This is a genomic window from Rhizobium sp. BK538 (genome assembly GCF_014197575.1).
In the GTDB taxonomy this organism is placed as follows: Bacteria; Pseudomonadota; Alphaproteobacteria; order Rhizobiales; family Rhizobiaceae; genus Rhizobium.
Genome location: NZ_JACIFT010000004.1, coordinates 60,820 through 74,119, shown reverse-complemented (window position 1 = coordinate 74,119; position 13,300 = coordinate 60,820). Strand labels below are relative to the sequence as shown.

The window sequence follows — 13,300 nt, the reverse complement described above, 5'->3', positions numbered from 1 at the left end:
ATCCGGGAAGCGCTGCGCGAAGTCGGCGCCATGGCGCGGTTGACCGTGAGCCGACGCAGACCCTGCACGATTGGTGCCGTTGCGTTGCGCGCAATTCAGCTTGCCGGGCGCCTTGCCCGATCCTATGATGAACACAACGACTGACGAGCACAACGACATCGTAATGGCGATCATGCGGGGGGATGGTGCGGCAGCTAGCCAGGCCGCGTATTCCCACGTTGCGATCGTTAGCGATGCCGGTATCGTTTTTGCATCAACCAAAAACGTCGTGGCGAGAAACTCCACCCCAGCCCCTTGTCCAGCTCAACGAATGTGCTATTTATGTAGCACAAACGAGAGGTGCCTAGATGACCAACACAGCAAAGATTCGCCGCCAGGGCGGCGCGACTGTATTTAGCATTCCTCCCGCGCTATTGAAAATGCTCGGAGTTGAAGTTGGCGCGGAGTTGACCTTGGTCGTTAATAATGGGGCTCTTGTTGCAACGCCGACTAAGACGAAGAAGAGATATACGTTGGCCGAGCTGCTTGAAGGGGCAGACGAAATGGCTGCGCTGAACAAGAAGGCTGCCTCCTGGAATGCTAGCTCGCCTGTCGGTAACGAAGTGTTCTGATGGTTCGTAGCAACGTTCCGAAGCGTGGTGACGTCTTTCTCGTCGATCTAAATCCAGTCGTAGGGAACGAAATGAAGGATGATCATCGATGCGTCGTCGTGATCAGCCCTCGTGAAATTAACGTCGTTGGAATGTGCCTCACCGTCCCTATTACCACGGGAGGTGCGTTCACTCGCAAAGCTGGGCTGGCTGTCAATATCTCAGGTCACAAGACGACCGGGGTCGCTCTTTGCAATCAAGTGAGAGCACTCGACATCATGGAGCGTGTGAGACTTAAAACCGCTCGGCTTGTTGACACGCTGGACGCGCCCACGACCGACGAGATCGTTGCCAGAGTGGTCAGCATAATTGATCCCGCTTAACCGTGTCATCGACGGTTCGAAGGACGCGCTGTGATCCGGTGGCATTTGGTACATTCTGCAACAAGGATTGATTCCTATCCGTTCCGGGATTGCAACATTTTGTTTCGCATGGATTTTTTATGAAAAACGCATTCAATCCGCCATCGGTCCGCAAGCCCTTCGGGAACTATAATCATGGCCTGCTCGTGCCCCCAGGCGCGTCGCTTCTCGTCACCTCAGGTCAACTCGGGATCGGCGTTGATGATACGATCCCCGATGATGCGACCGCTCAGGCCGAGCTTTGTTTCGAGGCGATCGATGCGATCCTGAAAGAGGCGGGCATGACCTTCGCGGACGTCATACGCATCTCTGGCTTCGTCACAAGGAGGGAAGACTTCCCGGCCTATATGGCGGTGCGCGATCGCTATACGCTTGACCCCAAACCGGTTTCGACGCTCATCATCGTCGGCGGGTTTACGCGGCCGGAGTTTCTGGTCGAAGTCGAGGTAACGGCAGCCAAGGTCGTTTGATCGGAGTGGGTTGTCGTATCAGAACCGCTCCATCGCGGTCTTCACTTTGCTGAGAAAAGCCGCCCGCGTCTGATCGGTGCAGTTGTTCATGTCGTAATGCGCCAGAAAGGTCACCGGTCTCATTGGATTGATCTGCGCACGCAGCACGCGCTTGACGATCTTCTTTGGGGGATCGCCGGCAACAAAAGCCCGGAAAGGCGTTGCGCCATAGGTCAGCACTGCACCGAGCTTGCGGATATGGCGCAGTCGCGATTCCACCTTGCCGTTGACGAGTTCGAAGGAAACGCCAGGTAGCCAGACGCGATCGAAATAGCCCTTCAGGATTGCGGGGAAGCCGAAGTTCCAGACCGGTGTGACGATCACCAGCCCCTGCGCTAGCTTCAGCCGATCGACATGATCCTTCACCAGCTCCGTATTCTGGGGGTAGTCGTGGTAAACCATTCTGTCACGGCGGGAGAGCACGGGGTCGAAGTTCTCCGCGTAGAGATTGCAGTCATCGACCTCGTGTCCTGCCGTCTTCAAGCTTTCCAACGTTTGCTGGTAGAGCGCGTTGCCATAGCTTGACTCCACCGGATGCGAATGAAGGATGAGAACTCTCATGTGGCCTCCATCACGGCGGCAAGTCCAGGGAACAGGTAGTTCTCGCCCGATGAGAAGTCGAAGTTCGGATTCTCCCAGGCGATCATCTTGCCGGGATTGAGCAGCCCCTGCGGATCCGTCTCATGCTTGAAGGCAAGCTGAACCTTGTCCGTCTGCTTCATGCCGCCTTCCTCCAGCGTGTAGCGATGCGGGTTGAAGATCGGGCAACCATGGTCCTGATGGATCTTGATGATCTCCTCCAGCCGCTCCTCGGTCGTGTAGCGCACCAAGGGGAGACCGGAGCACTGGATCTGACCGTCGAACTTGATGAATTCGAGATGGCCGGGCACCTCGTCGCCGAAGATTTCGACCATCTTGGCAACCTTCGCCACATGGTCCGGCCCGGGGTATTGGACCTGCAAGTAGGTAAAGGCCGGATCGACCTTCAGCGCTCGCAGCGTCGTATGGTTCCACGCGAGTTCATAGGCATGTGGAATGCCCTTCATGCTCTCGACCTTGTCGGAACGGAAAATGATCTCGCCCTTCTGGGCCGCGGTAAAGGCGTTAAACGCATCCATCGAGTGCGGGGCGACCATCAGCACCACAACCGACTGGCCCTGGCGAATGTAGGATTTATGACGGGCAAAGTAATCGTGTGGAATCGGTGCCGCGATCGGTGCGATTTCCTTGACGAGAATGCCGTTGCATTTTGCAAGAGCATCCGAGTAGCGCACTGCCGCCATGAAGTCGTCGTAGCCGACCAGCACGTCGACCCAATCGTATGCTGGTGCAAGCGGCATCTCGATTTCCGTGATGATGCCGTTGGTGCCGTAGGCGTGGCTGACCTTCTGCAGATCCCAACCGGTGAGATCGAGCACCCGCGGCTCTTTCTCCATGGTGACGACGCGCAGCCGGATGATGTTGCCGATATCGCGAAGTCCACCCCAGGTGATCGACCCGACGCCGCCCGAACCGCCGGCAATGAAACCGCCGATCGTTGCCGTCTGCGCTGTCGAGGGATGAAAGCGAAGTTCCTGGCCTGAATGGGCCTTGGTCTGCTTGTCGAGTTGGGCAATTACAATGCCGGGCTCGCAGATCACCCGGCCAGGATGGATCTCCTTGATCTTGTCCATGGCGGCAAGGTTGAGCACGATCCCACCGGAGAGCGGCATGGCCTGACCGTAATTGCCGGTGCCGGCGCCCCGTGGCGTTACCGGAACACCATGCGCGAAGGCGACTTTGAGGGTCTGGATCACCTCGGCTTCGTTCTTGGGTGTCACGACAAGATCGGCGGTAACGCCATCGAGCTGCGCCTTCAGGATCGGCGAGTACCAGTAGAAATCGCGGCTCTTCTGGCGCACCAGCGCCGGATTGTCCTCGACGGCGATGCCTTCGAGTTCCTTTTTGATCCTTTGATAATCCGGCATGTCAGGCTCCAACGACGCTATCGAGTTCACGGTAATCCGGCAGGCTGCGGTCGATGACCTTGCCGCGGCGAAGCACAACGCGGTCAGACTGCGGACGGGAAAGAAATTCGCTCCAGCGACGGGCACTGAAGAGGACGAGATCGGCAGGCCTGCCGGCACCGATGCGGCCCATATCAGAGTGTCCGACAATGTCGGCGGGCGAGGTGGTTACGACGCGTGCGGCCGTATCGAGCGGATGGTCGAGGTGAAGAATGCGCACGGCTTCGCGGAACACCTCGACCGCATCGAGGTCGCCATAGGCGTAGAACGGATCACGCGTATTGTCGGATGCGACTGCCGTGGCGACACCGGCAGCTGCCAGCTCCTTGAACAGCGTCACGCCCCGCCAGCGGGGCGTGCGGTTGGGATAGCGATCCTGCAGGTAGGCATTGCACATCGGCAGCGAGATGATCGAGATGCCGGCTTTGGCGACCAGCTCTACGGTGCGCTTAGCGATCCCATCGTCTTGTCTTGCAAGCGAGCAGCAGTGGCCGGCCGTCACCTTGCCGGCGAACCGGTTCCGCAAAACGGCCTCGGCGATCGCCTTCAAGGTCTCCGCACCGGGGTCATCCGTCTCGTCGACATGAAGATCGACGTCGAGGCCGTTCTGCGCGGCCGCATGAAGGAGCGTATCAAGCTGCCACGCGAGGTTCGGCCCCATCTTGGTGACGCCGCCGATCAGGCTGCCGGAATTGCGCACGACCGCGACGAGATCGGCGAAGTAGGCCTCGTCCAGCATATCGTCCATCGCAAAGAGGGCGACAGCCTGCAGTGTGATCTTGTCCTTCCAGGATTCCCGCATCTCGGAAAAGACGTCGAAGGACACGCGATGCTGAGGGGAGGCCGAATCCAGGTGCGTGCGGATCAGGCTCGTGCCGTGCGCGTAGGCAGACCGAAGTGAGAATTCCATTCGTTTGCGCACATCATCAGCCGACCAATGCGCCTCGCGATCGGCACCGACCGCCTGCAGCGCACCCATGAATGTTCCATCCGGATTGCTGCTGCGTCCCCAGATATGCCCCTTGTCGAGGTGCGTGTGGACATCGGCAAAGCATGGCCAGACCATCCCCTCACGCAAGTCGGATTTTGCGAATTCCGGTGGCGCACTGCCGGCCGGCAGGATCATCGAAACAAGACCGTTTTCGATGACGATATCGGCTCGCACAAGGCCTTCATTGGCTGGCGCATCAAAGCCTTCGACGGCAGCGGCGGGCAGCGTCGCATTGCTCAGCACGAAGCGACCGGCGTTCGGAGGCGACATGAAGGAGTATGTCATCAGTTTTCCCGCTTGAGGCTGCTCTCATGCCAGCGATGCAGGCTGAGCCAGGAGATGAAGGAGGTGACCGCGAAGATCGCCACTCCAAGCAGCGAGAGCATCAGCAGGGCGGCGAAGAGACGGGGGATGTTCATGCGGTACTGTGCTTCCAGAAGGCGGAAGGCAAGGCCGGAGCCGGCACCGGCCGAACCCGCAGCAAACTCGGCAACGACGGCGGCAATCAGCGCCAGACCTCCACCGATGCGCAGACCCGTCATGAAATAGGGCTGTGCCGCCGGCAGCTTGAGGTAGAGCAGCGTCTGCCAGCGGGAGGCACCATAGAGCTCGAACAGGTTGATCAGATTATGATCCACGCTCTTCAGGCCCTGCACCATGTTGGAAAGGATCGGGAAGAAGGCGACGAGAAAGGCGCAGATGAGCAGCGCCACCTGTGTCGACGGTGCATAGATCAGGATCAGCGGCGAGATCGCGACAATGGGCGTGACCTGCAGGATGACGGCCAGCGGGTAAAAGGCGATCTCGATCCACCGTGACTGCACGAGGAAGATGGCAAAGCCGACCCCGCCGACGAGCGCCAGCATCAGTGACATGAAGGTGATTTTCGTTGTTACCCAGAGCGCGGGCGCAAGCGTTGCCCAGTCGCTGACGAAGGCGGAGGCCACCGCGCCTGGGCCAGGAAGAATGTAAGGTGCCACGCCGGAAAGCTTGACGTACAGCCCCCAGACGAGGACGAGGACTGCGACGGTTACGAACGGCACCACAATCCGCAGCGCAAGTTCGCGCCGCTTTGCCGTCATCGGAGTTGACAATGATGGCGCCGGCTGATCGGCAATATCCGTGCTCATCCATTCTCCTTTGCGGCATTGATGGCCCCGATCAGCGAGCGCGACACGGTCTCGCAAGCCTGGCGATACTCCTCGGACGTCCGGTAATAGGCGTCCCGCTTAAGGCTGGTGACAAGCGGCAGATCGGCATGGACCCGTCCCGGCCGCGCCTTCATGACAACGATGCGGTTCGAGAGATAGGCGGACTCGAACACCGAGTGGGTGACGAAAATCACCGTGATGCCCGTCTCCTTCCACAGGCGCAGCACGTCGTCGTTCAGTTTCTGGCGCGTGATCTCGTCGAGGGCCGCAAACGGCTCGTCCATCAGCAACAGCTTCGGCTTGGTGACCAATGCACGCGCGATGGATACGCGCATCTTCATGCCGCCGGAGAGCTCGCGCGGATAGGCTTCGGCAAAGTCCTGCAGACCGACCGTCGTCAGGGCCTTCATGATCTCTTCGCGCGCTGCAGCCTTCGAGATACCGCGAAGTTTCAGCGGAAGATGGACATTGCCGAACACATTCTTCCACGGCATCAGCGTCGGTTCTTGAAAGACGAAGCTGATATCGCCTTCCGGCAGACCTTTTGCGTTGATGCGGGAACTTGGCCAGTCGATGGTCCCGGAAGAGATGTCGCCAAGGCCTGCGATAATGCGCAGTGCCGTCGATTTGCCGCACCCGGAAGGTCCGAGCAGGCTGATGAATTCGCCGCCTTCGACCGTCAATGACATGCCCGACAAGGCAACCGTGCCGCTGGAGAAGACCTTTGAGACCGATTGCATCGAGACAAGCGGTCTCCTGCGCGCGTCCTTGTTCACCGGGATCTTTGCTGAGGCTTCTAGAGGCATCGCCTGTCTCTTTTCATGAGGGGTCCGGCTTTGCCGCCGGGAGCGGCAAACCAATGCGGCGTCCCTTACTTCTTCAGAGCCATGCCGACACCCTTGCAGACGTATTTCGTGGTGTATGCCTTGGTGTAGTCCGTCTCGGCCTTGAGAACCTTGATGCCGACCATCTCGGCGAAGAACTTCTTGTAGTGCGCATCGGTGATGCAGCCGATCCCCTTGTCGAGGGCTTCACCGGATTCGACGATGCCGTACTCCTTCATCTTGGCGATCGAATAGGCGATCTGGCCATCCGTCATTTCCGGATTGTCCTTCTTGATCAGCGCGTTTGCCTTGGTGTTGTCGCCGTAGAGGTAGTTGTACCAGCCCTCGATCGAAGCATCGACAAAGCGCTGCACGACATCCGATTTGCTGTCGACCATCGACTGCGTCGTGGTGATCATCGTCGAGTAGGGGGAATAGCCGCTGTCGGCGAGCAAGAATACTTTCGGCTCCCAGCCGGTCTGCTTCTGAATTTCATAAGGTTCGGAGGTGAGGTAACCCTGCTGGCCGGATTCCTTGTCGGCGAGGAATGGGCCGGGGTTGAAATTGTATGGCTTGTATTGCTCGTCCTTGAAGCCCTTGTAGTTCGCCTTCATCCACTCGAAGTAGGTCAGATAGCCGTCCTTGCCGAGAAACAGCGTCTTCAGCTTGGCAAGGTCTTCGAATTTCTCGATGCCGGCGTCCGGATGAGCGATCAAAACCTGCGGATCCTTCTGGAAGATCGCTGCGACGTCGACGAGCGGAATGCCCTGTTCGACGGCCGAGAGTTCGCCCTGCGGGCCGCCCATGTAAAAGTCGATCTTGCCGGAGATCAGCAATGCGCTGTTTGCCGCGTTCGGGCCACCCTGTACGATGGTGACATCCAGCCCGTGCTTGGCATAAGTGCCATCGGCCACTGCCTGATAAAAGCCGCCATGCTCGGCCTGCGCAAGCCAATTGGTGCCGTAGCTGACCTTGTCGAGCGCCAAACTTGGAGCTGCGAGCATGCATCCAAGTCCAAATGCTGCGGTAAATGCGATGTTATTCAAAGTCTTGGACATGATCGGCGTTCCCCTTCGTGAGCCGTTCGGACGGCTCTTCGGCGTCCGATTTTCTTCATTTGAGCGATTGCTTTGCTGTTTGAAAAGCATCAAAATTCGTGCGCAACGATGCCTTTTTGGCATCTCATCGCGGGCCTGTGCCTAATTTGTGCGTGGCGCTTAAAATTGATGCAACGAGGGGTCGGATGCTGCATTCCAGGAAGCTGCTCTACATCAACGAGATCGCCCGCACGGGCTCGATCCGCAAGGCCGCGGCGCGCTTGAACGTCGCGTCATCTGCAATCAATAGGCAGATTCTGGCTCTCGAGGCGGAAATCGGCGCACCACTGTTTGAACGATTGCCGCGGGGACTGCGACTGACGGCGGCAGGCGAACTATGCATCGAACATATTCGAGAGGTTCTGAAAAACTACGACCGGCTGGAGGGGCGGATCAAAAGCCTGAAGATGCAGCAGGCCGGCAAGGTCCGATTGGTGACGACCGTCGGTCTTGCCTCAGGGCCGCTTGCGGAGATCATCGCACGGTTCCAATTGGAGCATCCGCGCGTCTATTTTCAGATCAGGAACGATGCAGGCACGACGACGATCAATCCCGTGCTCTCAGGTGATGTCGATATCGGCCTCGGCTTCAATATTGCGCCAACACCGGGGATCCGGACGCTCGGCAACTTCGACATCCCGATCGGTGTCGTGCTGCCGCCCGGACATCGCCTCATCGGTCAGGGGCCGATCAGCCTGGGCGACATCGTCCAGGAACGACTGGTTCTCGCGCAGCCGGGCACCAGTCTTCGGGATGTCATCAACCTTGCGCTTGCGCGGCTTGATGTCTCCGTCGAGCCGGTACTGGAGAGCAATGCGTCGGAGATGCTGAAGAAGCTCGTCAAATGCGGCGCGGGGCTGACCCTGCTCAATCCGCTCGACGTCATCACCGAATGCCGCGCCGGCGAACTTGTTTTCCGGCCGATTGCCGAGCCTCATGGTCGACATCAGCCGATGAAACTCTTTGCCCGCGCTCGCGCGCCGCTCGATGCGGCGACCAGCCTGTTTGTCGAATATCTGTTGGCCGAGCTTGCCGGTCTTGTTCAGGAGTTGCAGTCCAAGGGACACATTTCTCCAGACAGGTCGTCGGCCGCCTGAGATCTAGCGTGAGAAGAGATTTGTGAGCGGATAGCGCTTCAGATCATTCAGGAGTTCGATGAAGCCCAGCACCTGATGGCGGCAGATCGCCGCCCCTTTCTCGGCCGTGCCACGCGACGCGTCGCCCACGACGCCGGCGGGATTGAGGTCATGTGCGATCCAGGCCAGCGAGTGCGGCGGAAGCGGCTGGATGAACTTCGACTGCTCGCGCATCCATTCGGCCTTGGACACGAAGTTCTCTGCCTTGTCCATGCGGACGAGATCCGGCCTGAAATGCAGCATCAAGGATGTTTCGACCTCTCCGCCGTGGATGCCATATCGGGATTCGTGATCGCTGATCATGCCGTGCGGATGTCCAAAACGGCCCCATTGGGTCGACACGACGGCCATCTGGTGGCGCACGCGTAACTCGCGTGCAACAATGCTCATGATGTCAACATTGCCGCCGTGCGAATTGACGATCACCATCTTGCGGATCCCGGCTTCGGCAACCTTGGCGCCTATTGCCGTCCAAACCGGGATCAGCAGTTCGGCAGGCAACGAAAGCGTGCCCGGTCCATAAATATGCTCGTTTGCCTTACCGACTTCCTGTGTCGGCAGCACCAGGATATCGAGGTCATCGGGCCGTTGACGGCGAAGCTCGCCCAGCATGCCGTTGGCGATCGAAACGTCGGTCGCGATCGGTAGGTGAGGCCCGTGCTGTTCGGTCGAGGCGATCGGCAAAATGGCGATGGTCGTGTCGGCCGAAAGCCCGGCAAAGTCATGGGTGTTGAGCTCGTTCCAATAGAATGGCGTCGCCATTGCCGTGCGTTCCCTTCGTTGAGGTTTCCTCAGGGACTAGGGAATTATGCGACATGCGAAAAGCATCAATTTGCGTGCGCGCCGCTGCCTTTTTGCGATATAGCAGAAGTCCAGGAGCTCAGGGCGGATCAACAGATTTTAGGGTCTTCGCCAACGTGTGTGGTGATCGAGCATATGGACCGGCAACGATGATGGTCCCGTAGCGCCAGGAGCGGCGCGTGGGCGGCAGGCTGGACCAACCGATTTACGTTCATACCGTGTCTTCCTGATGCTTCTGAAATGAGGGTGGCATTGACCACCTTATTTTTGTTTATATGTATGCGCTCATGTAATTCAATCGGGCGCTAGATGACCTCTGCGAAAGGGGAACTGGTGCAGGTGGCAGCAGTCTTCGAAGAGCCCCAGGGAGTGGTGATTAGCCGCATCTTGTCGAAACTCGCCGGAACGGTGTTGGGCACATCTTGAACCGCAGACCGATGCAGTCGGTCCGGCAAACCTTCGTACATCCATTGCACCCAATGCCCGACGCAGGCGATCCGCTCCGGTCGCAGTCAATGACGTCACAGAAGGAGGAATGCCATGGGAAGGCTCGCAAGTGGCTTACTTTGTGCAGCGCTGATGGCTGTGCCTGCCGCAGCTGCGGATAAACCCCACAATGCCAAGGTTTCTGTCGTGTTCGACCATGCGCTTCCGAACGTGCCGGGAAAAAGCATGCGCGTTGTGCTGGTCGAATATGGTCCGGGAGGCTCCAATCCGTCCCACACGCACGCCAAAAGTGCCTTTATCTACGCGACCGTGATCGAAGGCATGATCAAGAGCCAGATCAACGATGGCGAGGTCAAGGTCTACAACACTGGCGAAAACTGGATCGAAGTACCCGGTGATCACCATCGCGTCAGCGCGAATGCCAGCGAAGCTAAACCTGCAAAGATCCTTGCCGTCTTCGTCGTCGATACGGACGAGACGAAGCTGACGATTCCAGACAAGTAAGCAGTTGCCGTGGGGTGGCAGAGGCGAAGGCAGGTGCCTTTTGCCACTGCCTCAACCGCAAAACCTGAGATGTCCTAGGTGGATATCCAATCTCAAGGGGTAGAACCATGAGAATCGTGATCATCGGAGGCACGGGCCTCATTGGAACGAAAGTTGCGGAGCGTCTGCGCAAGCAGGGGCACGATGTAGCGCAGTCATCCCCTTCAACCGGGGTCAACACGCTCACGGGCGAAGGACTCGAGGGCGTACTTGCTGGTGCAAGCGTCGTACTCGACGTCACAAACTCGCCGTCATTTGAGCCGAGCGCCGTTCTTTCGTTCTTCCAAACGTCGACCACGAACCTGCTCAAGGCGGAACGCGCGGCCCAAGTTCGCCACCATGTTGCGCTTTCTATCGTTGGCATCGAGAGATCACCTGAGAACGGTTACTTCCGGGCCAAGGTCGCTCAGGAAGACCTTATCAAGAAGGGCGGCATCCCTTACACGATCGTCCGGTCCGCCCAGTTCCTGGAGTTCTTGGGGGGCATCGCCGATAGCGCGACTGTCGATGGGACGGTCCACGTATCGCATGGCGCGTTCCAGCCAATCGCTGCGGACGATGTTGCAGACTTTGTCGCTGAGGCGGCAGCCGGTACGCCCGAGAACCGAACCATCGAAATCGCAGGGCCCGAGAAGAAGCCGATGAGCGATTTCGTCAAGGGCTACCTCGCCGCTGTCGGTGATGAGCGAACGGTCGTGGTCGACCCACAGGCCAGGTACTTCGGCGCGCTTGTCGATGACCAGTCCTTGGTTCCTCTCGGATCCGCCAAGCTTGGCAAGCTGGACTTCAAGACCTGGTTTGCACAGCGCCCACAGGCCGCTGCCTGATCTGACTCGGCTTGGCGGCATTCGGCCGCCAAGCCAGCTTTTTGAAAGCGGGGGATTGCGGCAACGCGCCGTAGCGCGGGGTCATCGCGGGCGCTTCGTGAATCCGGACGTCTGGATCATGAGCTTGACGATATTGTCCAGGCTGGCCTGTCGACTTCGGCTTCATCCAGCCACTACAGCTTGTAGCCGATCTGACGCAGCAGCTCTTTCCGCCACGCAATATCGGCGTCGGTTTCGACACCCAGCGGTGAGGCGCCGTCCACCACACCGAGCACGCCGCGGCCAAGCTCCGTTTGTGCGACGATCACCTGGGTCGGGTTGGCCGTCGCGCAGAAAATGCGGCAGACCTCTGGCACCGCACGTACCGCAGCCAGCACGTTGACGGGAAAGAATCCGTCCCCCAGGAAGATCAGGAAAGTGTGGCCAGCGCCAATCGCCAATGCGTTGTCGCGTGCGAGTGCGATCACTGCTTCGTCATTACCCGACCAACGCACCAGCCGCTTACCAGAGGCCTCGCAGAAGGCCAGCCCGAAGCGAATGCCAGGAACCGCGCCCACCAGCGCCTCGTGGAGATCTTCCACAGTCTTGATGAAATGCGACTGGCCAAAAATGAAGTTGGAGGCGTCCGGCTTGACGATGGGCACCACGGCAAGTTCCATGGCTGCGCTCCTTCAAGGTAGGTAACGCAGTGGTAGGTAGGCGGACGAACCGCGATTTCAAGCGGCCTGCTAACGCATGTCGCTGAGGTTACCAAGTGCAGGGCCCAGCCGGACTTGCGCATCGTGCTGCCTGGCAGCAATTGGAGCGACACCAAAAAGATGCTCTCGTCGAAAAAACCAGCACTGGAGCAACATACTGGAAGCCGCTCCCGCAATGGTGATCTGAGTTGCTGAGAACGCCTGACAGTTGGCGCGCCGCCTGGCGGTAGCGGTACCTGCTACCGCCCCCAAACCACCGCTTCCTCGTGCCTCTTGATCAGGTGCCTCAGGCTTTCGAAACCGGAGCGGATATGCTGCGCGAACTGATCGACTGCCGGAGATCGGGCGGAATCGGCGCGCGTGAGTATTGCCAGAGCCCGTTCCGGATGCGGGATGGTCAGCGGCAATGCGGTGATCGATTTCTCCTTCCGCAAGGCGAAAACCACGCTATGGGGTATCACCGTGAGAGCATCCGCCGCCTTGAGATAGTTGATGACACTCATCAGCGAGCCGCCGGAATAACGGATCTTGATTTCCGTTGCGCCGAAGGAGAGCAACAGGGCGCGAAGATCGGCGAGCAGCGGGCTGCCCGGCGGAGGTGCTACCCAGGGATAGTCGAGAAGCTGGCTTGGTTGCGGCCGACGCTTGAGCAGCAGTGGATGCGTGACCCTGCAGGCAATCACGTTGCGTCCCGGAAGGATCTGTTGGAACTCCAAGCCGGAACCCTCATCCAGAATGTCGATCGGGCAGATCGCAAGGTCGATCTGGTCGGCCTTCAAGGCGGCGCGAAGATCCGGGAAGTAGCCGTAGCTTTGATCGATCCGAACATCAGGATGTGTACTCTGAAACTCGGCGCACAACCCTGCGATCAGTGCATCCATGAAGAAGGGCGTGCCTCCGACGCGCACGACGCCGCTCTTGCCGACGCGGAAGCTTTCCACGAGGTCCGACGCCTTGCGGGATGCTGCCAGCATGACCAGCCCTTGCTCAGCCAATGACAGGCCAAGCGACGTGGGTTGAAGCGGTCTGCGTCCTTTGATGAACAATGGCTCGCCGAGACGCATTTCAAGCATCGACAGGGTGCGCGAGACAGCGGGCTGTGCGAGACCAAGGAGGGCCGCTCCCTCGGTCACTCCGCCGGTCTTGACCACAGCGGCGAGCTGGATCAGGTGTCGTTCATCTATCTTCATAACGATCTGTTATATTAAAGCTGAATCAAATCATCAATCGACTGCGACAGGCCTGCTAGCTTGCCATT

15 protein-coding genes and 1 pseudogene are annotated in these 13,300 nt (G+C 58.9%); 7 read left to right on the top strand and 9 right to left on the bottom strand.

The window, feature by feature from the left end; genetic code table 11:
• Positions 1-64 precede the first annotated feature (64 nt).
• The 4 genes and pseudogenes from FHX09_RS29660 to FHX09_RS06005 form a co-directional block, all read left to right on the top strand.
• A pseudogene (locus tag FHX09_RS29660) lies at positions 65-256 on the top strand (GntR family transcriptional regulator); the annotation flags it as partial.
• Between the two features lie 91 nt (positions 257-347).
• Complete coding sequence (locus FHX09_RS06015) at positions 348-611, top strand: PbsX family transcriptional regulator (RefSeq protein WP_132589018.1); 264 nt, start codon at positions 348-350, stop codon at positions 609-611.
• Positions 611-973, top strand: coding sequence for a type II toxin-antitoxin system PemK/MazF family toxin (locus FHX09_RS06010; protein ID WP_132589019.1), 363 nt, complete (start codon positions 611-613; stop codon positions 971-973). Before FHX09_RS06015 ends, FHX09_RS06010 begins: the two co-directional genes overlap by 1 nt.
• A 119-nt stretch (positions 974-1,092) precedes the next feature.
• On the top strand, positions 1,093-1,482 hold the full coding sequence (locus FHX09_RS06005; RefSeq protein WP_132589020.1) for a RidA family protein: 390 nt from the start codon (positions 1,093-1,095) through the stop codon (positions 1,480-1,482).
• An 18-nt stretch (positions 1,483-1,500) separates the two neighbouring features.
• On the opposite strand, the gene FHX09_RS06000 is transcribed toward FHX09_RS06005, so the two are convergent.
• The 6 genes from FHX09_RS06000 to FHX09_RS05975 all read right to left on the bottom strand — a co-directional run bounded on the left by FHX09_RS06000 (position 1,501) and on the right by FHX09_RS05975 (position 7,551).
• The gene (locus FHX09_RS06000; protein WP_007788723.1) at positions 1,501-2,082 is read right to left on the bottom strand and encodes an NAD(P)H-dependent oxidoreductase; all 582 of its coding nucleotides are present in this window, start codon (positions 2,080-2,082) and stop codon (positions 1,501-1,503) included.
• Positions 2,079-3,488 carry an FAD-binding oxidoreductase gene (locus FHX09_RS05995; protein ID WP_132589021.1) on the bottom strand — a complete coding sequence of 470 codons (1,410 nt, stop codon included), beginning with the start codon at positions 3,486-3,488 and terminating at the stop codon, positions 2,079-2,081. Before FHX09_RS05995 ends, FHX09_RS06000 begins: the two co-directional genes overlap by 4 nt.
• A 1-nt stretch (position 3,489) precedes the next feature.
• Positions 3,490-4,803, bottom strand: coding sequence for a cytosine deaminase (locus FHX09_RS05990; protein ID WP_184449485.1), 1,314 nt, complete (start codon positions 4,801-4,803; stop codon positions 3,490-3,492).
• A complete protein-coding gene (locus tag FHX09_RS05985; protein WP_132589023.1) occupies positions 4,803-5,648 on the bottom strand; it encodes an ABC transporter permease in 846 nt (281 codons plus the stop codon). Before FHX09_RS05985 ends, FHX09_RS05990 begins: the two co-directional genes overlap by 1 nt.
• The gene (locus FHX09_RS05980) at positions 5,645-6,475 is read right to left on the bottom strand and encodes an ABC transporter ATP-binding protein (RefSeq protein WP_132589024.1); all 831 of its coding nucleotides are present in this window, start codon (positions 6,473-6,475) and stop codon (positions 5,645-5,647) included. Before FHX09_RS05980 ends, FHX09_RS05985 begins: the two co-directional genes overlap by 4 nt.
• Before the next feature lie 65 nt (positions 6,476-6,540).
• On the bottom strand, positions 6,541-7,551 hold the full coding sequence (locus tag FHX09_RS05975) for an ABC transporter substrate-binding protein (RefSeq protein WP_132589025.1): 1,011 nt from the start codon (positions 7,549-7,551) through the stop codon (positions 6,541-6,543).
• A gap of 185 nt (positions 7,552-7,736) precedes the next feature.
• On the opposite strand from FHX09_RS05975, the gene FHX09_RS05970 reads away from it, so the two are divergent.
• On the top strand, positions 7,737-8,687 hold the full coding sequence (locus FHX09_RS05970; RefSeq protein WP_184449483.1) for a LysR family transcriptional regulator: 951 nt from the start codon (positions 7,737-7,739) through the stop codon (positions 8,685-8,687).
• Positions 8,688-8,690: 3 nt separating this feature from the next.
• Here FHX09_RS05970 and FHX09_RS05965 read toward each other — a convergent pair whose 3' ends face one another.
• Positions 8,691-9,488, bottom strand: a complete 798-nt coding sequence (locus FHX09_RS05965; RefSeq protein WP_132589027.1) for a creatininase family protein — start codon at positions 9,486-9,488, stop codon at positions 8,691-8,693.
• A 579-nt stretch (positions 9,489-10,067) separates the two neighbouring features.
• Here FHX09_RS05965 and FHX09_RS05960 point away from each other — a divergent pair.
• Both FHX09_RS05960 and FHX09_RS05955 read left to right on the top strand, forming a co-directional pair.
• Positions 10,068-10,478: a cupin domain-containing protein gene (locus FHX09_RS05960; protein WP_132589028.1), complete on the top strand. Its 411-nt coding sequence runs from the start codon at positions 10,068-10,070 to the stop codon at positions 10,476-10,478.
• Between the two features lie 107 nt (positions 10,479-10,585).
• Positions 10,586-11,344, top strand: a complete 759-nt coding sequence (locus FHX09_RS05955) for an SDR family oxidoreductase (protein WP_184449481.1) — start codon at positions 10,586-10,588, stop codon at positions 11,342-11,344.
• A 173-nt stretch (positions 11,345-11,517) separates the two neighbouring features.
• Here FHX09_RS05955 and FHX09_RS05950 read toward each other — a convergent pair whose 3' ends face one another.
• Together FHX09_RS05950 and FHX09_RS05945 are read right to left on the bottom strand one after the other, a co-directional pair.
• On the bottom strand, positions 11,518-12,003 hold the full coding sequence (locus FHX09_RS05950) for an adenosine-specific kinase (RefSeq protein ID WP_132589030.1): 486 nt from the start codon (positions 12,001-12,003) through the stop codon (positions 11,518-11,520).
• A gap of 278 nt (positions 12,004-12,281) precedes the next feature.
• On the bottom strand, positions 12,282-13,232 hold the full coding sequence (locus FHX09_RS05945) for a LysR family transcriptional regulator (protein WP_132589031.1): 951 nt from the start codon (positions 13,230-13,232) through the stop codon (positions 12,282-12,284).
• Between the last annotated feature and the right edge of the window lie 68 nt (positions 13,233-13,300).

Coding starts and splice junctions, on each gene's coding strand:
- FHX09_RS06015 (WP_132589018.1), top strand. CDS start 348: ATGACCAACACAGCAAAGATTCGCCGCCAGGGCGGCGCGACTGTATTT.
- FHX09_RS06010 (WP_132589019.1), top strand. CDS start 611: ATGGTTCGTAGCAACGTTCCGAAGCGTGGTGACGTCTTTCTCGTCGAT.
- FHX09_RS06005 (WP_132589020.1), top strand. CDS start 1,093: ATGAAAAACGCATTCAATCCGCCATCGGTCCGCAAGCCCTTCGGGAAC.
- FHX09_RS06000 (WP_007788723.1), bottom strand. CDS start 2,082: ATGAGAGTTCTCATCCTTCATTCGCATCCGGTGGAGTCAAGCTATGGC.
- FHX09_RS05995 (WP_132589021.1), bottom strand. CDS start 3,488: ATGCCGGATTATCAAAGGATCAAAAAGGAACTCGAAGGCATCGCCGTC.
- FHX09_RS05990 (WP_184449485.1), bottom strand. CDS start 4,803: ATGACATACTCCTTCATGTCGCCTCCGAACGCCGGTCGCTTCGTGCTG.
- FHX09_RS05985 (WP_132589023.1), bottom strand. CDS start 5,648: ATGAGCACGGATATTGCCGATCAGCCGGCGCCATCATTGTCAACTCCG.
- FHX09_RS05980 (WP_132589024.1), bottom strand. CDS start 6,475: ATGCCTCTAGAAGCCTCAGCAAAGATCCCGGTGAACAAGGACGCGCGC.
- FHX09_RS05975 (WP_132589025.1), bottom strand. CDS start 7,551: ATGTCCAAGACTTTGAATAACATCGCATTTACCGCAGCATTTGGACTT.
- FHX09_RS05970 (WP_184449483.1), top strand. CDS start 7,737: ATGCTGCATTCCAGGAAGCTGCTCTACATCAACGAGATCGCCCGCACG.
- FHX09_RS05965 (WP_132589027.1), bottom strand. CDS start 9,488: ATGGCGACGCCATTCTATTGGAACGAGCTCAACACCCATGACTTTGCC.
- FHX09_RS05960 (WP_132589028.1), top strand. CDS start 10,068: ATGGGAAGGCTCGCAAGTGGCTTACTTTGTGCAGCGCTGATGGCTGTG.
- FHX09_RS05955 (WP_184449481.1), top strand. CDS start 10,586: ATGAGAATCGTGATCATCGGAGGCACGGGCCTCATTGGAACGAAAGTT.
- FHX09_RS05950 (WP_132589030.1), bottom strand. CDS start 12,003: ATGGAACTTGCCGTGGTGCCCATCGTCAAGCCGGACGCCTCCAACTTC.
- FHX09_RS05945 (WP_132589031.1), bottom strand. CDS start 13,232: ATGAAGATAGATGAACGACACCTGATCCAGCTCGCCGCTGTGGTCAAG.